The 19,573-nt window shown below is 66.3% G+C and carries 18 protein-coding genes; 13 read left to right on the forward strand and 5 right to left on the reverse strand.

The genetic code is table 11. From position 1 onward, the window contains the following. The 7 genes from ETC07_RS10010 to ETC07_RS10040 form a co-directional block, all read left to right on the forward strand. A partial coding sequence (locus ETC07_RS10010) for a type VI secretion system Vgr family protein (protein WP_136248378.1) occupies nucleotides 1–915 on the forward strand: 915 nt, incomplete at its 5' end. Then, complete coding sequence (locus ETC07_RS10015) at nucleotides 912–1,826, forward strand: DUF4123 domain-containing protein (protein ID WP_136248379.1); 915 nt, start codon at nucleotides 912–914, stop codon at nucleotides 1,824–1,826. The genes ETC07_RS10010 and ETC07_RS10015, both read left to right, overlap by 4 nt. Nucleotides 1,827–1,838: 12 nt before the next feature. After that, nucleotides 1,839–5,312 carry a toxin VasX gene (locus ETC07_RS10020; protein ID WP_136248380.1) on the forward strand — a complete coding sequence of 1,158 codons (3,474 nt, stop codon included), beginning with the start codon at nucleotides 1,839–1,841 and terminating at the stop codon, nucleotides 5,310–5,312. Between the two features lie 299 nt (nucleotides 5,313–5,611). Then, nucleotides 5,612–6,451: a hypothetical protein gene (locus ETC07_RS15785; protein ID WP_240724617.1), complete on the forward strand. Its 840-nt coding sequence runs from the start codon at nucleotides 5,612–5,614 to the stop codon at nucleotides 6,449–6,451. A 362-nt stretch (nucleotides 6,452–6,813) separates the two neighbouring features. Further along, on the forward strand, nucleotides 6,814–7,290 hold the full coding sequence (locus ETC07_RS10030; protein ID WP_136248382.1) for a hypothetical protein: 477 nt from the start codon (nucleotides 6,814–6,816) through the stop codon (nucleotides 7,288–7,290). Nucleotides 7,291–7,382: 92 nt separating this feature from the next. Beyond that, complete coding sequence (locus ETC07_RS10035) at nucleotides 7,383–7,838, forward strand: hypothetical protein (protein WP_136248383.1); 456 nt, start codon at nucleotides 7,383–7,385, stop codon at nucleotides 7,836–7,838. A gap of 169 nt (nucleotides 7,839–8,007) precedes the next feature. Then, complete coding sequence (locus ETC07_RS10040; RefSeq protein WP_136248384.1) at nucleotides 8,008–9,105, forward strand: TRAP transporter substrate-binding protein; 1,098 nt, start codon at nucleotides 8,008–8,010, stop codon at nucleotides 9,103–9,105. Between the two features lie 33 nt (nucleotides 9,106–9,138). Here the strand turns inward: ETC07_RS10040 and ETC07_RS10045 are convergent, their stop codons facing one another. After that, a complete protein-coding gene (locus ETC07_RS10045; RefSeq protein ID WP_136248385.1) occupies nucleotides 9,139–9,546 on the reverse strand; it encodes an acyl-CoA thioesterase in 408 nt (135 codons plus the stop codon). A gap of 145 nt (nucleotides 9,547–9,691) precedes the next feature. On the opposite strand from ETC07_RS10045, the gene ETC07_RS10050 reads away from it, so the two are divergent. From ETC07_RS10050 to cysZ, 6 genes are all read left to right on the forward strand, one after another. After that, nucleotides 9,692–10,645, forward strand: a complete 954-nt coding sequence (locus ETC07_RS10050) for a PstS family phosphate ABC transporter substrate-binding protein (RefSeq protein WP_136248386.1) — start codon at nucleotides 9,692–9,694, stop codon at nucleotides 10,643–10,645. Nucleotides 10,646–10,710: 65 nt separating this feature from the next. Continuing rightward, nucleotides 10,711–11,937, forward strand: coding sequence for an ABC transporter permease subunit (locus tag ETC07_RS10055; protein ID WP_136248387.1), 1,227 nt, complete (start codon nucleotides 10,711–10,713; stop codon nucleotides 11,935–11,937). Then, nucleotides 11,934–13,490 (forward strand): phosphate ABC transporter permease PstA, encoded by a 1,557-nt coding sequence (gene pstA, locus ETC07_RS10060; RefSeq protein ID WP_136248388.1) that lies wholly within the window; start codon nucleotides 11,934–11,936, stop codon nucleotides 13,488–13,490. The genes ETC07_RS10055 and pstA overlap by 4 nt, the downstream gene beginning before the upstream one ends. Nucleotides 13,491–13,518: 28 nt before the next feature. Further along, on the forward strand, nucleotides 13,519–14,331 hold the full coding sequence (gene pstB, locus ETC07_RS10065) for a phosphate ABC transporter ATP-binding protein PstB (protein ID WP_136248389.1): 813 nt from the start codon (nucleotides 13,519–13,521) through the stop codon (nucleotides 14,329–14,331). 24 nt (nucleotides 14,332–14,355) lie between these two features. Beyond that, entirely contained in the window at nucleotides 14,356–15,084 is a 729-nt protein-coding gene (gene phoU / locus ETC07_RS10070; RefSeq protein WP_136248390.1) for a phosphate signaling complex protein PhoU, read from the forward strand. An 84-nt stretch (nucleotides 15,085–15,168) separates the two neighbouring features. Next, nucleotides 15,169–15,918: a sulfate transporter CysZ gene (gene cysZ, locus ETC07_RS10075; protein WP_136248391.1), complete on the forward strand. Its 750-nt coding sequence runs from the start codon at nucleotides 15,169–15,171 to the stop codon at nucleotides 15,916–15,918. Between the two features lie 82 nt (nucleotides 15,919–16,000). Here the strand turns inward: cysZ and phoR are convergent, their stop codons facing one another. The 4 genes from phoR to ETC07_RS10095 all read right to left on the reverse strand — a co-directional run bounded on the left by phoR (nucleotide 16,001) and on the right by ETC07_RS10095 (nucleotide 19,560). Then, the gene (gene phoR / locus ETC07_RS10080) at nucleotides 16,001–17,344 is read right to left on the reverse strand and encodes a phosphate regulon sensor histidine kinase PhoR (protein ID WP_136248392.1); all 1,344 of its coding nucleotides are present in this window, start codon (nucleotides 17,342–17,344) and stop codon (nucleotides 16,001–16,003) included. A gap of 1 nt (nucleotide 17,345) precedes the next feature. Next, nucleotides 17,346–18,035 (reverse strand): phosphate regulon transcriptional regulator PhoB, encoded by a 690-nt coding sequence (phoB, locus tag ETC07_RS10085; RefSeq protein WP_136248393.1) that lies wholly within the window; start codon nucleotides 18,033–18,035, stop codon nucleotides 17,346–17,348. Between the two features lie 109 nt (nucleotides 18,036–18,144). After that, complete coding sequence (gene ubiA, locus ETC07_RS10090; protein ID WP_136248394.1) at nucleotides 18,145–19,038, reverse strand: 4-hydroxybenzoate octaprenyltransferase; 894 nt, start codon at nucleotides 19,036–19,038, stop codon at nucleotides 18,145–18,147. Between the two features lie 45 nt (nucleotides 19,039–19,083). Next, a complete protein-coding gene (locus tag ETC07_RS10095; protein WP_136248497.1) occupies nucleotides 19,084–19,560 on the reverse strand; it encodes a chorismate--pyruvate lyase family protein in 477 nt (158 codons plus the stop codon). Nucleotides 19,561–19,573 lie beyond the last annotated feature (13 nt).

The raw sequence follows: 19,573 nt of genomic DNA on the forward strand, positions 1-19,573 counted from the left end.
GCCTTCGTGGTCGGCCCCGAGGGCGAGGAGATCCACTGCGACGCGCATGGCCGGGTCAAGGTGCAGTTCCCCTGGGATCGCTACGCCGAACCCAATGAGACCGCCAGCGCCTGGCTGCGCGTCTCCCAGGGCTGGGCCGGTGGCGGCTACGGCATGATGGCGATTCCGCGCATCGGCCATGAGGTGATCGTCTCCTTCCTCGAGGGCGACCCCGACCAGCCGATCATCACCGGGCGCACCTACCACGCGGTGAACACCCCGCCGTACTCGCTGCCCGAGCACAAGACGCGCACCGTGCTGCGCACCCAGACCCACCAGGGCGAGGGCTTCAACGAGCTGCGCTTCGAGGACCAGCACGACCAGGAACAGATCTGGGTGCACGCCCAGAAGGACCTGGAACTGCTCACCGAGAACGACCGCACCGAGGAGATCCGCCGCGACAGCGACCTCAAGATCAAGCGCGACCGCATCGAAGAGATCGACCGCGACGACCACCACAGCGTGCACGGCGAGCGGCGCACGAAGACTGACGGCGCCCAGCACCTGACCATCGACGGCAGCCTGCACCTCAAGGCCGGCCAGGCCTGGCTCAGCGAGAGCGGCCGCGAGCTGCACATCAAGGCCGGCCAGAAGGTGGTGCTCGAGGCCGGCAGCGAACTGACCCTGGCCGCCGGCGGCAGCTTCCTCAAGCTCGACGGCGGCGGGATCACCCTCAGCGGCCCCAACGTCAAGGTGAATGCCGGGGGTAGCCCCGGCAGCGGCAGCGGGCAGGCCGCCCAGGCGCCGCTGCGGCCGGGGCATGCCGAGCCGGAGGCGCCGTTCAAACCGGCCAAGGCGCCACAGCATGCTGCTCTGTTGCAGGGGCAGGCGCTGTGCCCCATCTGCGAACCGCAGAGTGACGGAGTTACCTCATGAAGTGTTGGCCATGGTGTCGGGGCCTCGAAGGCGGTGATTGGCAATGGCCGACCGATCAGCGGGTATTCCTGCTGATCGATGGCGTGCGTGTCGAATCGCTGCCACGCCGGCTTTATGCGTGGAGCGAAGGCGACCTGACTGCCGACATGCTGTATGCCGGTACTCCCTGGGCTGAGGTCGGTGATCTATCGCCCTGGCTGGTGGCTTTGGAAGGCCGAGATGATCCCGTTCTGCTGGCGTTCCTGGAGGAAGGACTGGGAGCTGAGTGGGGGTATTTGATTCTTAGCAGGGCGGAGCGGAGTGAGGTCACCGACCACCTGCGTGAACTAATCCAGGTGCGGCACCCTGCGGGACTTCCCATGCTGCTGCGCCTGGCCGATCCGGCGGTCATGTCGGCGTTGTTCACGGATGGCAGCTCGCCGGAGTGGGTCCCCTGGGGGCCTATCGAGAGGTTGATGCTACCGGATGCGGTGGCAGAAACGTGGCAAGAAAGTACGCCAAAGGTGAACAGCGAGAATGGCCGGGCAGTTGACGCATTGGATTATCGGCTGTCGGAGCCACAACTGGAGCGCCTGCAGCAGTGCGACCGGCGGCGGGACATTCGTCAGCTGATGACATTCACCGACCGGCATTGCGATGGCTGGTTGAGTGCAACCAGTCGCCCCGAACGCCATGCGCAGCTGGCTGGTATCGTGCAAGAGGCGTGTGGGCTGGGGTTGACCGCTCCGCGGGAGTGGGCCCTGTGCTGCACCCTGATGCAGCGCCTCGGGATCACCTCCTGGCGAGAGGCTGAGGACTCGGAAGCGTGGACGAACCTACTATGCGATTCGAACCAGGGTAGTGGCATGGCACGGCTCGAGGCCGCTCTGGCGATGGTTCCGACATCATCACGGACTGACGTTACGACATAGGGAGAGTGTCACATGGCTGCGTTCGAGCGACCCGCCGATGACCGTCATACAGCCTCACTGGCGGCATATGAAATGCCGAGCCGAGGCAGCGAGGAAGGCGCCACTTGCCCACTGCTGAGTGGCAAGGTGCAATTGCTTCCTCTGCGCTATGGCGTGGTCGAAGAACTCGAGCCGGGAGTATCGACCCCCTATTCGCTGACGGCGCGGCCATTGGGTATCCGGCTTCTGCGTAACGGCTATCTCTATGTGCTCGACGGCGAAGCCCTCCAGCTCGACGAGTACGAGTTTCGCGACTTCGGCGACACCATCGCCGGCGGCAGGCTTGAGTACGAGACCGATCGCACGCTCTACGTGTGTTTCTCCGAGGTGCAGTGGAGCGCGGCCAAGCGTGCCCAGGTGACCGAAAGCGAGGAGGACCGAGAGGCCTTCATGCAGGCGGTCGACCTCTCCGGTGCCAATCCTGTCAGCGGGGGAGGCCGGCATCTTATTACCCCGGCCCAGGCCGAAGAGTGGGTGGCCGAGTTCGCCGAGGATGCTCGGCTCGAGGCGCCCGAGGACGGTTACGAGCATGAGGCAGAGCCCTACCTCTGGGAGAACGAGCCCTATTATCACAAGTCGCGGCTCGGCAAGCTGCTCAAGCAGCATGGCGTGGAGGATCGTGACGAGGCCCTGTGCCTGATCGTGCGCGATGATATCGGTGTGATGCGTGACCTGGCTCAGTTCCAGGACGAGGTCGTGGGCTGGGTGGAACACTGGGCCACGGACAATGAAGGCGATACCGAGCGGGATTACCTGCTGGCCTGTTATATCGAATCGCTGTCCCAGCTCAAGGACGCCTCGCTGGAAGACCTGCGCCAGGTGTCGGAGGACCCGGCCGTCCAGGCCATGTGGGACGAAGTCGCTGCGATGGAGGAGCCTCGCCAGGGCGAGGTCCGCCAAGCATTGCTCGATTACCTCAATCGGGATAGCAACACCGGCGACTTGCCTCAGCCCTCCGATCCGGACTTGCCCGCCGCGCTCAAGGAACGGCTGCGAGCGATACGCGGCGAGGCAAACCGCAGCAATGCTTATGACATCGCCAACCGTCTGCAGGGAACGGTGCGCCGCTACTATGTCGAGGACAGCCTGAGTGAGAGTCTGGGGCGTGACTTCGTGGAGCAGCATGGTGATGCCCTGCTCGCCATGAAGCGCCAGCACAACGAGCGGCTCAGGGCGCTTCTTGAGGGTAGCAGTATCGGTGAACGGGGCATCAACGAGCTGATCGATCGGGAACGCATGGATGCCTTCCTCGCCGAGCAGCGCCCGCGGCTGCAGCGTTGGAATACCACGCTAGATGCCCTGTCCGACGACCGCGCCGACATGCTGTGTAGCAACCGCTTCCACACCGCCGCCTGGTACTTCGATGCGCAGAACGCGGATCAGGTCCACGAGGGATTTAAAGCTCAGTATGGGTGCTTGAAGGATATCTGCCGCAGCGACGAGGCAACCAAGCGTGTCGCCGACTGGCTGGAAGAAGCGCCGCAGTACGATAGGCCGTTGTTCCATACCCTGCCGCTCGCCGACCAGGGTGACTTCATCGGCCAGTACTCGACGATCGCTAACGTCGGCTATGGGACCGTGCTCAAGGCCGAGGACCTGTGGAATAAACTCAACTCGATCGAGTCCGGGCAGTTGCCGGCGGTCGATCAATTGCCCGAGGATACCCAGGTTATCGCCGAGAGCGCTCATCAGCCCTTCGCGCCGGCGATCTCGCGAGGCATCGCCCAGGTCATGGAGGAGTTCCACGAAGGGATCAACCGTGACACGGTGCCCGACCTGAATGAGCTGTTTCGGCGCCTGCCCAAGGCGCTACCAGCGAGGATCCTCGATGCGGCTCATCGCACGGGAGCCAGCTTCGTCGTGGCATCACGCGAGGAGCTGGAGAGCTTCCGGCGCACCATGCAGCGCGTCCTGGCGCTGCGGGAAGAAATAGCGAATATCCGCAAGCGGCGTAATAGGGTCAAGGCGACTGCCGGGCACAACTCCCCAGAGGCTCAACGCCTGCACAAGGACTTCAAGCGCGTTCGTCGGGAGCTGCAGTCGGTGCATGAGCCGGCACTCGCGCAAGCGCTGAGCCCGATTGAAGAGCTTCCCGAGGATGGCGTCCGTATCGCCGGTGCGGCGCCGGGACGTGCCGGCCTGACCCTGGTGCTACCGGCGGCCCAGCAGGCCGAGATCAGTGGGTTGATTCGTAACCTAAGGCAGGGGGTTATGACGGCGCCCAAGGCGAACCTGGTCGGGGATGGTCTTGGCTTGCTAATTTTTGCCACTCAGGTAGTTACTTTTTGGCATGCCTACCAAGACTATCAGGGTACAACTGGGTCGAATGGATCAACGACGCGTATCGATATTATCAAAGCATTTGTTGCTACAAGCTCCGCGGGCTTTTTAGCCGCTCAAGGAGTTATGGATACTGCATTAAGTTCCAGAATTAAAGCCCTTACAAATGTTTTAAGCGTCCCTAGCGCTCAAAGCGTGAGCTCATCTCTTGGAAAGCTGCATGTTTTTCTTGGTATTTTTACATATGCTTTTGGCGCTTATGCTTCGTACTCAAGTCTTTCTAACCGATATGGCACATGGCAGGAGGCCGTTCGTAGTGGTGACCAAAGTGCTCAGAGTGCTGCCATGGTCAGCATGGCAGGTGCCGGGGGCATGCTCGGGGCTAATGTCTATGGCTTGACTCATACCCTGCACACAGGTTTTTCCGTAGCGTTACGTGGCGTCGAGTGGGCCGCTGCCGGTGCCCGCTTGGGATCGGTGTTCTGGCGCTTCAACCTCGCCGGGGCGCTGTTTACTGTGCTCGAATTAGGCGGCAGTTGGCTATATAACCGCTATAGCACCAGCCGCCATGATGACTGGCTACTCTCTACCCCGTGGAGCCAGGAGCCGAGCCAAGCTCGCGATGATTCGCTTGAAGCGTACCAGTCTCGGCTACAGGCGGTCGCGCAAGCGCCAAGAATTGATGTCAGCATCGACGAGTATGAGAGCTGGTGGAAAAACCGGCTCGAAGGACCAAAGTCGGTAGAATTTGAACTTAGCCTACCTTCCACTGGCTGGCAGGATATGCTCGCTCCCTTTGGCGGTAAGCCGCCCTATAAGCTGACGTTGGCTTGTTACCAGGTACGCTCGAACCCGGGACCGGGGCCGAAAGAATTTTGGACTCCAGTTAGCGACCGGTTGGATGTTCAGCCCGAGCTGAAAAGTGAGCAGCCGCTGACATTCAGCTTCCCACGGCCCGAGCCTGGGAGAGAGGGAAGAAGGTACGACCATGATACCGTCGTGGCGATTCGGGTCGAGGCGCCGGATAACGAGGGCCGCTACCAACCGACTGACTACCATATCCGCATATCTCTTTCTGGAGGTGATGGCTCCTATACCCCATCAGACATCGACGTTCTCGGCGAGCCGGCAGTTTGGCAGAAAATCGATCCGCTTTTATTCACCTAATTTAAGGCGCTTGTATGTCCGCCAAGGAAAAACAGACACCGCGGCCTGATATGGCCTCGCCTCATCGGGCCGGCGATATCGAGCCGTTCCCGTCGGGCAAGGTCAGCTATTTGTCGCCGGCCCCTCTGCCCACAGAGTCGACACCCGTGGATTTCAATCAGGCCATCGGTGAGGTGAACGATACCTATCTGGACTTCGGGGGTAGTCTGCCCACGCCCTTTACCTGGCAGTTTACTCTTGGTGGGCCTTTTATTAGCTCTCTGTGGATTATTGTTCTTACTCCTTTGGTACTTGGGTGGATGACCTCTAGCGAAGAGCTTCCTTTTGCCAGTGAGTTCATGGCCTTCTTCGACATTACTCTGGGAATGGGGCTATGGGGGGGGGGGCTGTTCCTTGCCTTGGCCTTGTTTATCAAAGCCCAATACCACTTCAAGTTTCGTAACGACGTTCCCACCCGCTTCCACCGCCAGCGCCGCGAGGTGGCCTTCGCGCCGGGCGGGGGCAAGCCGCCGATCATCGTGCCCTGGGAGAGCGTGGCGGCCTGGGTAACCGAGGCTCAGGGGGCGACCCAGTACGGTGTGCAGCGCCAGTATGGCCTGGGGCTCGGCTTCATCGATCCCGAGACGGGGCAGCAGCACTTCCTCGAATTGCCACAGCCTGGCCTGCCGCTGGCTATGGGGCTCTGGGAGTCGGTGCGTGCCTACATGGAATACGAGGTACATACCCGCGAGGAGATTCAGGCCCCCAACGGCCTGCATCGCCCCGGCGATCCGCCTTACGAAGGCGTGCATACCTTCCATAACGCCCGCCATCGGCTGCACCGCCGCCACCGCGACGGCGAGATCGGGCTGCTCAAGGTGACCATGTGGTATGCGTGGCACATCCTCGACCTGTGGACGATTCCCTTCCATCTCGCCGAGTGGGAGATCCGTGCCATTCAGAAGGCCGGACGCAAGACCCTGCCGGCGAGCCTCGAGGAGTGGTCGCAACCGCTCTCCGAAGCCCAATGGGCCAAGCCCAGCGAGGCGTTGAATCGCCTCTCCGCGGAAGTGCGTCGGCGTCACGCCCAGCAGCCCAACCGACCCATCACCGCCATCTTCGCCGAGGTCTACGCCGAGGAAGCGGCGCTCTCGGCTTGATGGGGCAGGCGTGCTCCTGGCCGCTCACCAAGGCACTGATTCACCGAAGGATACATCGCACGGCACACATGCTGCGCCTACACATTCTCGCCAGGGAAGGCACGTTATTATCTTCCCTGGCGGTAGTGTGTCGCAGACTGCGACCTTGGCACCGACCTACCCTCACGATGATGATCGACGGCAAGCTGGTGGCGCTCATTGGCCAGGGCACTGGTCTTGACGATCACGCCCAGTGAATGGGGGTCACTTCAAATCGCCCCGGGTTTCGTAGACGCCTCCGGACTCACGCCTCACACCCGACTTTACCGAGGTCGACCGCCCCTACTGGGCCGACGAGACGACTCACAAGGACGAAGCAGCAGATGGCTAATACGCCCCATGCCTACGCCGAGGAAGCCTACACCCCCGACCAGTTGCATCGACGCCCTGCAGGCGAATGCCAACACTCGCGCAAGTTTCGTACCTTCGCCGCCGGTGGTGAGCGCCTGGCGCACCGTGAGCCCAGCGTGGATATTAGCCCGATGCACGACTGGCAGCATAATACGCCGGAAGCGTTGCGCGGGTATGAGGCCGATCCGACCATAGCCAGGCTCAAAGATCCCGAATGTCGTGTCGACCAGCCGCTGCGCTGGGACGAGGAGTGTATCCGTTTTACCAGCCATACCAAGCGGGCTTTTATCATTGGAATTACTAAGGTGTTGGGTTCGATAGGGGGGGGGGATTTACCATATGCTCCTTCATTGCTACGGCAATTGCAGCTTTCATGTTTGCCAATGACGCAAGCACAGGAAACTATTGGGATAACTTCCTATCGTTTCCTAGTTGGGGATTTCCTCTGATACCCCTGTCAATTAGTCTTGTTATGTGGGGGAGCGCGGCTTCTCTACAACGCTTCTTCCCCAACTTCGCCGCCGGCATGCAGCCTGGCCCGATGTGGGAACTAAACCGCCGTACCGGACAAGTAACCGTCTTCGCCGATTCCAGCAAGAAGCGCACCGCCTGGAAGGTCGGCCATACGCTGCCCTTCCATGAGTTCGACTGCCATCTTCTCAGCACCCCGGATGCCCAGGGTTCACCCCAGTACTCGCTGAGCCTGGTGCACTACATCGACGAGGTACAGGTGCGCCTGGTCGGCATGTTCGGCGCCACCCAGAGCCACCTCGAGCAGCGCGCCACCTGGGACATGCTGCAGCGCTATATGGACGTTTCCCAGCCGTTGCCGGACTTCCCCATGCTGGAGCAGGACCGGCCGGCCGACCCGACCACCCGCGAGCATGACCGACACACCGGTCGTGATCCACGCTTCTGGCGAGACATGGACGACACCACCTATCAGCGCCATGTCGATGAGCAGCAGGGCAAGCTCAATGCCCTCTATCTGGGCTAATACCTGGGATATGTCCATGGGATCGATGAGCGAGCCGGCGATGAGCCGTCCGCACGCTGCCAGGGAGCCGGGGCTCGCTTGCCGATGAATTCGGCTTTCGCGCATACTGCCTGACGGACACGCGTGCCGTCGGCACGCCGCACACAAGAACACAAGGAGCCGCTTGGCCATGGAGCGTCGTAACTTTCTCAAGACCAGCCTCAAGACCCTGGGTGCCGGTACCGCCGGCGTCGCCGCCGCCCCCTTCGTCAATACCGCCAGCGCGCAGGAGACCATCACCTGGAACATGGTGACCTCCTGGCCGAAGAACTTCCCGGCGCTGGGCACCGGGGCGAACGATTTCGCCGAGCGCATTGAGCGCATGTCCGGAGGGCGCATGCGGGTTCGTGTCCACGGTGCCGGCGAGATGGTCCCGGCGCTGGAGGTCTTCGATGCGGTGTCCGCCGGTACCGCCGAGATGGGGCACTCCGCGTCCTACTATTGGCGCGGCAAGGTCGCTGCGGCCCAGTTCTTCACCGCGGTGCCCTTCGGCATGACCACCACCGAGACCAATGCCTGGCTCTACTATGGTGGCGGTCAGGCGCTGTGGGACGAGCTCTATGCCGGGCATAACCTCAAGCCCTTCGCGGTGGGCAACACCGGTGCCCAGATGGCCGGCTGGTTCAAGAAGGAGATCAACTCCCTCGATGACATGCAGGGCCTCAAGCTGCGCCTTCCCGGCCTGGCCGGCGAGGCCATGAGCGGCATCGGCGTGACCACCATGACGATTCCCGGCAGCGAGATCTTCACCTCCATGGAGACCGGCGTGCTGGATGCCGCCGACTGGGTCGGGCCTTACAACGACCTGGCCTTCGGCCTGCACCAGGTGGCCGACTACTACTATACCTCGGCCTGGAACGAGCCCAGTGCGATCCTCGAGGGGACCGTCAACCTGGACGCCTGGAATGCCCTGCCGGACGACCTCAAGGCGGTGGTCAGCGAGGCGGCCCGCGCCTCCAACCTGGCGATGATCAGCGAGTTCGCCTTCCGCAACGCCGAGGCGCTGCGCACCCTGGTCGATGAGCACGGGGTCAAGCTGCGCAGCTTCCCCGAGGATGTCATGTCGGCGCTGCGTGAATCGGCCGGGAAGGCGATCCAGCGGCAGGTAGAGGATGACGAGGCCTCGCGGCGGATCCATGAGGCCTATCGCGACTTCCAGCAGCGGGTCAGCCCGTTCACCGACGTGGGCGAGTTCGCCTACCTGAAGGCGCGGGAGCGGCTGGCCTGAGCCCGCCGCGGAGCCGATGACGGTCGGGGCGGCCTAGCCGCCCTGACGCACCGCGCGGATACGGCCGTTGTCGTCGAGGGCGACCATCACGAAGCGTGCCTCGGTGACCTTGTGCAGTTCATCGGGGTCGCGCTCCTGGGGGGAGTGGCTCCACACCTCGACGTCGATCTTGATCGAACTGTGGCCGATCTCGCGGACCTCGGTGAAGATGTTGACCATCGAGCCCACCCGCACCGGACACAGGAAGTCCATGGCCTCGGTGGCGACGGTGGCGGTGCGCCCCCGCGCCTCGCGGCTCGCAGCCAGCTCGGCGGCCTGGTCCATGTGGGCGATCAGCCAGCCGGCGGAAATGTCGCCGTGGAAATTGGTGTCCTGATGGCCGGCGACCAGCTTGAGGGCCAGGCGGCCGCAGGGGGCCGGAATATCGTCGAGTTCGCTCATGGTATCGGCTCGTCTGGTTTGTTGTTGTGCGGCGTCGCGGGGCTTCACCGGCCCGAATCGGTGAATCATGATAAACGCCAAGCGAGTGGCCGCTCCACCCTTGTCGGCGCGCCCCCGCCTGCCGCTTACCGCTGGAGGATGCCGCATGCTGCCCCCCCTGCGCCGAGGCCTGTTGGCCTGGCTGTTGATCCTGGCCGTCTTCGCGGCTCTGCCTGCCGTGGCTGCGCCCCGCCCGCCGGTGGGAACGCTGGACACCGTGGGCTCCGACACCATGGCGGGGCTGATGCTGCGCTGGGGGGAGTCGCTGGGGCGGCGCTATCCGGGACTTCGGGTGCAGCTCCAGGCCAGCGGCTCGGCCAGCGCGCCGCCGGCGCTGACCGCCGGCACCACCCTGGTGGGGCCCATGTCGCGACCGATGAGCGAGGCCGAACGCTCGGCCTTCGTGACCCGTTTCGGCTATCCGCCCCAGGAGGTCGTGGTGGCACGCGACGCGCTGGTGCTGGTGGTGCATCGGCACAATCCCCTGACCAGCCTCTCGCGTCGCCAGATCGATGCCATCTTCTCGGAGTCGCGGCGCTGCGGAGGCGAGCGCGGCATTCACCGCTGGCAGGCCTTGGGGCAGGAACGGCCGTCGGGGCGCATCGCGCTGCACGGTCGCAATGCCGTCTCCGGCACCCACGGGCTCCTGCGGCGCGAGGCGCTGTGCGCGGGCAGCTTTCGGCCCGAGGTCAACGAGCACCTGGGGGCGGCCGCGGTGGTGGCCGCGGTGGCCGATGACCCGCAGGCCATCGGCTATGCCGGCCTCAATCACCGCACGCCCAGCGTGCGGGTGGTGCCCCTGCGCGACCCCGAAGGGCGCCTGCATACGCCCGATCCACGGACGGTGCGGCGCGGTGACTACCCGCTGACCCGAGAGCTGCGCCTCTACATCAATCGCCCCCCCGGGGAATCGTTGCCCCCCGCCGAGCGGGCCTTCCTCGATCTGGTGCTGTCCGCCGAGGGCCAGGCCGTCGTCGAGGAGCTCGGCTTCGTGTCGTTGCCGGCCTCGACCCTGGCGCGTCAACGCCGGATACTCGAGCTGGACGATGGTGGAGCGTGATAGTGTCACCGCCGTGTCATGATCCTGCCGTCACCTTACGTTAACCCAGGCCCCTGTCGGTTCCGATGCCCGAAGCTTCCTCCTCACCGCTGCTGCGCCGCCGCCTGCGACACGGCCGCGACCGTCTCGCCACGGCGCTGATCACCGCCGGGGGCATCGGCGTCATCGCCGCGGTGATGGCGATCGGCGTGTTCCTGGCGGTGGAGGTCCTGCCGCTGTTCTGGTCCGCTGGGGCCGATGAGCCCGCGGTGGATATCGCCTCGTTGTGGGGGCCGCAAGACTATCCCGGCCTGGCGGAGCCGGCGTATCGCTGGCAGCCCACCCTGCCGGAGGGCGACCCCGGGCCACGCTTCAACCTGGCGCCGTTGGCCTGGGGCACTCTGGAGGCCGCGGCCTGGTCGTTGGTGATCGCCGTACCGCTGGCGCTGGGCGCGGCCGCCCATTCGGCGCTGTTCATGTCGCGTCGCCTGCGGGGCTATCTCAAGCCGGCCCTGGAGCTGATGGAGGCCCTGCCCGGCGTGGTGGTCGGCTTCCTCGCCGGGTTGGTGCTGGCGCCCTGGCTGGAGCGACACCTGGGGCTGGGTCTGACGCTGCTGTGGCTGATGCCGCTCGGCGTGGTGCTGGGTGGCGCGCTGTGGAGCCGGTTACCCGGTACGGCACGGCGGCGGCTGCCGATGGGCTGGGCCGCGCTGTGGCTGGTGCCCTGGCTGATACTGCTGTGGGCCCTGGCCGGCTGGCTGGCACCGTTGCTGGAAGCCTGGTGGTTCGGCGGCGACCTGCGTGGCTGGGTGACCGCCACCCTGGGGCTCGACTATGCCAGCCGCAACGCCATCATCATCGGCATGGCCATGGGCTTCGCGGTGATGCCGACGATCTATGCGCTGGCCGAGGATGCCCTCTCCGGGGTGCCGGGTCGCCTGGCCGAGGGCGCCCTGGCGCTGGGCGCGACGCGTTGGCAGGCCCTGTGGCGGGTGGTGCTGCCCGCCGCCGCCCCGGGCGTGTTCTCGGCGGTGATGATCGGTGCCGGGCGCGCCGTGGGTGAGACCATGATCGTGCTGATCGCCAGCGGCAACACCGCCCTGTTCAATGCCAATCCTCTGGATGGCCTGCGCTCGATGGCGGCCAGCATCGCCATCGAGCTGCCCGAGGCCGCCCCGGGCGGCAGCCACTATCGGCTGCTGCTGCTGGCGGCCCTGCTGTTGTTCCTCTTCACCTTCCTGGTCAACACCCTCGCCGAAGTGGTCAGGGCGCGGCTGCGTCGCCGCTATCGGCGCCTGGGAGACTCAGCATGAGGGCGGCATGGCGCCGCGCGGGGCGGGCCCGCTTGCCTCGGGGCGAAGGCCCCTGGGCCTGGCTGGCCGCGGCCAGTATCTCGCTGTCGTTGCTGCTGCTGGCGCTTTTGCTGGCGCTGCTGGCCACTCGCGGGCTGGGGCATTTCTGGCCGGGCGATGTGACCCAACTGACCCTCACCGATGGACGGGCCATCGCCGGCCGCGCGGTCAAGCAGGCGCCGTTGCCCGAGGGAGGCATGGAGCGGCTCTACCGCACCGACAATCGCGATCTGGATGGTGATATCTGGAGCTGGGTGCCGGTGGCCGATATCGAGGCCGAGGATCGGCCTCGTGACCTGGTGGTGCTGGAGCGCCGCCGCTGGGGGCGCTTCGTCGGCCGGCTGGTGGCCTGGCTGCCCGCCGCCGGCGAGCGTCGCGAGGGCGAGGCCGCCTGGCAGGGGCTACAGGCGCGCCTCGCGACGCTCGAGCGGCGGCGCGAGGCGATCACGCGGCTGCGCGACACGACCCTGCTGCCACTGGCGCGGCGTCTCGAGGCCGGGAGCGACCCGCAGGCGGCGCGTGCCCTGACCGAGGCCCGGGCGCGAATCCGTGTCCTGCGCGAGGCCATGGAGGGGGGCACGCTGGTGCTGGAGAGCGCCGAGGGGCGGCGTCTTCGCTTGCCGGCCGAGGAGGTGCTGCGTGCCCGCCGCCCCAACGCCATGGGCATCGGCGCCAAGCTCGCCGCCTGGGGCGACGGCGTGTGGCGTTTCCTCTCAGAGGGGCCGCGCGCGGGGAACGTCGAGGGCGGCGTCTGGCCGGCGATCTTCGGCACCGTGCTGATGGTGATGCTGATGTCGCTCGCGGTCACGCCCTTCGGGGTGCTGGCGGCGGTCTACCTCAACGAGGTCGCCCACCAGGGGCGGCTGACCCGGCTGGTGCGCATCGGCGTGCGCAACCTGGCCGGGGTGCCCTCCATCGTCTACGGCGTGTTCGGCCTAGGGGTGTTCGTCTACGGGCTGGGCGGAAGCATCGACCGATGGTTCTTCGAGGCTTCGCTGCCTTCGCCGACCTTCGGCACCGGCGGCCTGCTATGGGCCTCGCTGACCCTGGCGCTGCTGACCCTGCCGGTGGTGATCGTGGCCACCGAGGAGGGCCTGGCGCGGATTCCCGAGCGTCAGCGCGAAGGGGCGCTGGCGCTCGGCGCGACCCGCCTGGAGATGCTGACCCGGGTGGTGTTGCCGATGGCGACGCCGGCGATGCTCACCGGGATGATCCTGGCGGTGGCCCGGGCGGCCGGCGAGGTCGCGCCGTTGATGCTGGTCGGCGTGGCCAAGCTGGCTCCCCAGGTGCCGGTGGACGGTGAGTTCCCCTTCCTGCACCTCGAGCGGAAGTTCATGCACCTGGGCTATCACCTCTTCGATACCGCCTTCCACAGCAGCGATGTCCAGGCGGCCCTGCCGGTGGTCTATGCCACGGCGCTGTTGCTGGTGCTGGTCATCCTGGTGCTTAACCTGACTGCAATATTTCTGCGTCATCATCTTAGATCACGCCACGGGGGGCTTTCGCGATGCTGAGCACGGCCGTGATGCCAGGGAGGTTGTGATGTCGATCGCGCGGGATGTGGCACCGCGACGCGGGGCCTGCATCGACTTTTCAGACGAGGCTTGCTGCCTGGAGGTCTCGGGCTTCGGGCTGCGCTACGGCGCGGAACCGGCGCTGCGTGACCTGACCCTGCGGGTGCCGCGCCATCGCGTCACCGCCTTCATCGGGCCCTCGGGGTGTGGCAAGTCGACCCTGCTGCGGGCCCTCAACCGCCTGCATGACCTCAACGAGGACGTGCACCGGGAGGGCGAGATTCGCCTCGAGGGCCAGGAGATTCATGCCCCCGAGGTGGCGGTGGCCGAGCTGCGCCGGCGTGTGGGCATGGTGTTCCAGGCGCCTAACCCCTTCCCGATGTCGATCTACGACAACGTGGCCTTCGGGCTGCGGCTACAGGGCGGGCTGCGCAAGCGGCGCATCGATGACATCGTCGAGTGGTCGCTGCGCTCGGCGGCCCTGTGGGACGAGGTGAAGGATCGTCTCCAGGCCTCGGCCTGGGCGCTGTCCGGTGGCCAGCAGCAGCGCCTGGTGATCGCCCGGACCCTGGCGGTGGAGCCCGAGGTGCTGCTGCTCGACGAGCCGGCCTCGGCCCTGGACCCGATCTCGACGCTCAAGGTGGAGGAGCTGATCCGTAACCTGGCGTCGAGCCTGACCCTGGTGCTGGTGACTCACAACATGCAGCAGGCGGCGCGGGTCTCGGACTACACCGCCTTCCTGCAGGGCGGCGAGCTGGTGGAGTACGGCCCCACCGATACCCTGTTCACCCATCCGCGCCTCGCGCGCACCGAGAACTACATCACCGGACGCATGGCCTGACGCCGGCGCCCTCAGGAGAGTCTCATGGACATCACCAGCGATATTCACAGCCAACATATCTCGCGGCAGTTCAATCATGAGCTCGAGGAGCTCAAGACCCATCTGATGGCCATGGGCGGGCGGGTCGAGAAGCAGGTTCAGGACGCGGTGAGCGCCCTGCTCGACGGCGACTCGGCCCTGGCCGAGCGGGTGATCGACGACGATCGCGCGGTCAACGACATGCAGATCAAGATCGATGACGAGTGCACCCAGATCCTGGCCCGCCGCCAGCCCGCGGCCTCCGACCTGCGCCTGGTGCTGGCGGTGATCCGCGCCGCCTCGGACCTGGAGCGCATCGGCGACGAGGCCAGCAAGATCGCCCGTAACGCCCTGGAGCTGGTCGAGAGCCACAATGGCAGCCGCGGCTTCGTCGAGGTGCGTGGCATCAGCGAGCATGTGCGCCAGATGATGCGCGATGCGCTGACCGCCTTCGCCCGCTTCGACACCGAGATGGCGCTCAAGGTGGTGCAGGAGGACGAGCGGGTCGACAGCGAATACCAGAGCGCCATGCGCGCGCTGATGACCTTCATGATGGAGGATGCCCGCGCGATCTCCCCGGTGCTGGGCATCATGTGGATCCTGCGGGCCCTGGAGCGGGTCGGCGATCACTCCAACAACCTGGCCGAATATGTGGTCTACCTGGTCAAGGGGCTCGACATCCGGCACACGGCCCCGGATGATCTCGGCGACGAGGTGCTCGGCGACGAGGGCTGATCGCCACTCGCCCGGCACCATCCATGAGGGCGGTCGTCACTACGGGTGGCGACCGCCGTCGTCGCGATGGAGGAAGTGATACCGATGCTGGATGCCTTCTCGGCGCTGTCCCGGGGGACACGTCTGGTCTACACCCCCGGCCTGCGCCGCTACGTGTTCCTGCCGATACTCGCCAACCTGGTGGTCTACGCCGCCATGCTGAGCTACGTGCTGACCCACTTCGGCGGCTGGTTGGATGGCTGGATGGCCATGGTGCCGGGTTGGCTCGACTGGTTGTCGTGGCTGATCTGGCCGTTGTTCGTGGTCAGCCTGGGACTGATCGTGTTCTTCAGCTTCACCCTGGTGACCCAGCTGATCGCCGCGCCCTTCTACGGCTTGCTGGCCGAACGGGTCGAGCGCGAGGTGACCGGGCGCCCGCCGCTGGATGATCGTGGCCTGGTACGCACCGGTGTCGATGCGCTGGGCCGCGAGCTGGTCAAGCTGGGCTATATCCTGCCGCGCATGCTGGCGCTGTTCGTGATCAGCTGGATCCCGCTGATCAACCTGGCCGCCCCGCTGCTATGGCTGTTATTCACGGCCTGGATGGTGGCGGTGACCTATCTCGATTACCCCATGGACAACAATAAGGTGTCCTTCGCCGACATGCGTGGCCGTCTCGCCGCCCGGCGCTGGCCGACGCTGACCTACGGGGGCTGGGTGATGCTGATCACCTGGCTACCGTTGGCCAACCTCTTCCTGCTGCCCGGCGCGGTGGCCGGTGCGGTGCTGATGTGGGACGACCACTACCGCCACCTGGGACCGTCGGCGGGGAGCTCCACGCCGGCGAAACGCTGAACGCTCCGCTTATCCACAGCCGGGGCGCCGCCATCGGGTGTGGGTAAGTGGAGAAACGCCGCCCGTGGCGCCGCTCGATGGCTCAGCGCGGGGGACCGGGCAAGGATCGGTCCGTCGCCGGCGGCGCCTCGGCGGCGCTCGCCATCAAGCGTGCGGCGGGGAAGTGGCAGCGGAAGGTCGCGCCCTCGCCGAGCCGTGAATCGATCTCCAGCCGGGCATCGTGGCGCAGCAGCACGTGCTTGACGATGGCCAGCCCCAGGCCGGTACCGCCGGTGGCGGTGCTGCGCCCCTTGTCGATCCGGTAGAAGCGCTCAGTGAGGCGCGGGATATGCCGCGGGTCGAGGCCTGCGCCGTCGTCTTCGACCTCCAGGCAGGCACCGTCGCCGGAGGGGCGCCAACGCAGCATGATGCGGCTCCCCGCGCCGGCGTAGCGCACGGCGTTGAAGGCCAGGTTGGAGACGGCGCTGTGCAGCTCCTGCTCCAGCCCGAGCAGGCCGCGGGGCTCGTCGATCTCGACCTCCAGCGAGTGGTCACCGTCGGATAGCGCGGCCGCGTCGCGGCACACGGCGTCCAGCAGGGCGGCGGGGTCGAGCCGCGCGTCGTCGTGGCTCGGCTGATCGTTCTCCAGGCGTGACAGCAGCAGCAGGTCGTTGACCAGGTTCTGCATGCGCTGGGTCTGGCGTTGCATCTCGTCGATACCCCGGCCCAGGCGCTCGGGCAGCATCTCGGCCATGTCGCCGTAGGTCTCGAGGTAGCCCGCCAGCACGGTGAGTGGGGTGCGCAGCTCGTGAGAGACGTTGGCCACGAAGTCACGGCGCATCTGCTCGAGGCGGTGCAGGCGGGTGATGTCGCGGGCCATCACCAGTCGCTCGTCGTCGCCATAGAGGGTGATCTGGCATTGCAGGATCAGGTTCTCGTCGATCGGCGAGCACAGCGTCAGCGGCTCGCGGTAGTCGCGGGCGTGGAAGTAGTCGACGAAGCTCGGTTCACGCATCAGGTTGGTGATGTGCTGGCCGCGGTCCAGGGCGGGCTTCAGGCCCAGCATGCGCTCGGCGGCGCTGTTCCACCATTCCATGTCGCCGTGGCGGTCGAGCATCACCACGCTGTCGCGCATCGCCTCGGAGGATTCCTGGATGCGGCTCAGGGTGTCGCGTAGCCGGCGCTGGGTGAGGCGCTGGCGCTTCTGGTAGCGATAGAGGCGGTCGAACAGCTCGCCCCACGGCCCCGTGGCGGAGGGCGGTTCGTCATGCGGATGATGGGTCAGCCAGGCCTGCAAGGCATGCAACCGGCGCAGATGCTGGAGGAGCGCGATGCCCAGCGCCACCGCGATGCCGGCACCACTCTGGTCGAATGGCCAGCCGACCAGCGCGCCGACGGCGACCAGGGCCGCCAGCCGCCAGCATTCGCGTCGCCACGGCCGGGTCATGTCAGGCCTTGGCGGAGAAGCGATAGCCGGTGCCGCGCACGGTCTGGATCAGCTGCTGGTGAGGCTCGCCCAGCGCCTTGCGCAGGCGGCGAATATGCACGTCCACGGTGCGCTCCTCGACATAGACATTGCCGCCCCACACCTGGTCGAGCAGCTGGCCTCGGGTATAGGCGCGCTCCTGGTGGGTCATGAAGAACTGCAGCAGCCGGTATTCGGTGGGGCCGACCTCCAGCGGCTGGCCGTCGATGCTGACACGATGGCTCACCGGGTCGAGCCTCAGGCCCTCGACCTGTACCGCTTCCTCGACCCCGTGCGGCGTGGTGCGACGCAGCACCGCCTTGAGGCGCGCGACCAGCTCGCGGGGCGAGAAGGGCTTGGTGATGTAATCGTCGGCGCCGGCCTCCAGCCCCTGGATCTTGTTGTCCTCCTCGCCCTTGGCGGTGAGCAGGATGATCGGTAGCTCGGCGGTGCTTTCCTCGCGCTTGAGGCGGCGCGCCAGCTCGATGCCGCTGGTGCCGGGCATCATCCAGTCCAGCAGCACCAGGTCGGGCTGGCGGTCGACGACGATGGCATGGGCGGCCTGGGCGTTGTCTGCCTCGATGACGCGGTAGTCGGCCATCTCCAGCGCGACGGCGATCATCTCGCGGATCGGCGCCTCATCATCGACGATCAGTATGGTCTTGGCGGTCATCCTGAAGCCTCGTGGTCAGGGTCAATGACGGGTGAATGACGATGACAGCACGTTCTCGTGACAATAGCGTGACAGCCAGGGCCTGTCGCCCCTGTTCCGCCGCGCCGCATCAGGGGGCGATGCCCGGCCACAGCGAGAGCGCGATGCCGGCGAACACCAGCAGCCCCGACCAGTGATTGTTGAGGAAGGCCTGGAAGCAGCGGTCGCGGTCGCGCCCGTGAATCAAGCGCTGCTGGTGGACGAAGGTGGCCGCCATGGCGGCCAGGCCCAGCCAGAAGAAACCGCCCAGCCCGAGGCGCCCACCGGCCCAGGCCAGCAGGGCGAGAGTCGCCAGCTGCAGCAGGCCGATGATCAGCTTGTCGGCGCGGCCGAACAGCACCGCGGTGGACTTGATGCCGATGCGCAGATCGTCGTCGCGGTCGACCATGGCATATTCGGTGTCGTAGGCCACGGTCCACAGCACGTTGGCGGCGAACAGCAGCCAGGCCTCCGCGGGCAGGTGGCCGAGTACCGCGCCGAAGGCCATGGGGATGGCCCACGAGAAGGCCGCCCCCAGGACCACCTGGGGCAGGTGGGTGTAGCGCTTCATGAAGGGGTAGACGAAGGCCAGCGCCACGCCGCCCACCGACAGCATCACGGTGAAGGGGTTGGTGAACCACACCAATGCGAAGGCCGCCAGCACCAGGCCGGCGAACAGGATCTTGGCCTCGCCCTCGCCGATGCGCCCGGTGGCCAGCGGGCGTGACCGGGTGCGCTTCACATGGCCGTCGAAGTGGCGGTCGGCGTAGTCGTTGACCACGCAGCCCGCGGCGCGCATCAGGTAGACCCCGGCGACGAAGACCAGCAGCAGCCGGCGCTCGGGGAGGCCCTCGGCGGCCGCCCACAGCGCCCATAGCGTCGGCCACATCAGCAGCCAGGTACCGATGGGGCGGTCGAGGCGAGTCAGGTGCAGGAAGTCGGGCAGCCGGGCCAGCCCCTTGGGGCGCATCAGGGTACGTTCCATGTGGGTCTCTTCTCGATGGATCGGGTCGGACGAGGCCGAATCAGCCTAGCGTGCCGGAAGCGCCAGGTCATCCACCATGTTGTCGAGGAAGAATTCCTGGACCAGCACCGCGAAGCGCCCATGGCGTAGCACCGAGCGGCGTCCCCAGGGGCCGGGGGCGTGGCAGAAGGGCGCCGGGTCGGCGCTGACCTCGATGGGGCCGCGCTCCAGCCCGGGTTGGCGAAACAGCCAGTGGCCCAGTGAGCGTTCGCCGAGGCCCGCCAGCCGCTGACCGCGCAGGCCGTTCAGCGGTGCCACCGAGCGGGCCATCACCCAGGGGCGGTCGTTCAGGCACAGCGCGACCTCGCGGCGCCAGACCAGGCGGTCCGTTGCCACCCCCAGCGCCCGGGCCTCGTCGCGGCGCGGCCGGTCCGGCCGCTGTTCGAGCAGTCGCACCTGGAAACGGCGCGGGGCGCCGGCTTCGATGAGGCGGCGGGTCAACGAGCCCCGGGTGGCGGCCCATTGCCACCAGGCCGGGCTCATGGCGGGGCGCGCC

The organism is Halomonas borealis, from assembly GCF_004798905.1.
Lineage (GTDB): Bacteria > Pseudomonadota > Gammaproteobacteria > Pseudomonadales > Halomonadaceae > Halomonas > Halomonas borealis.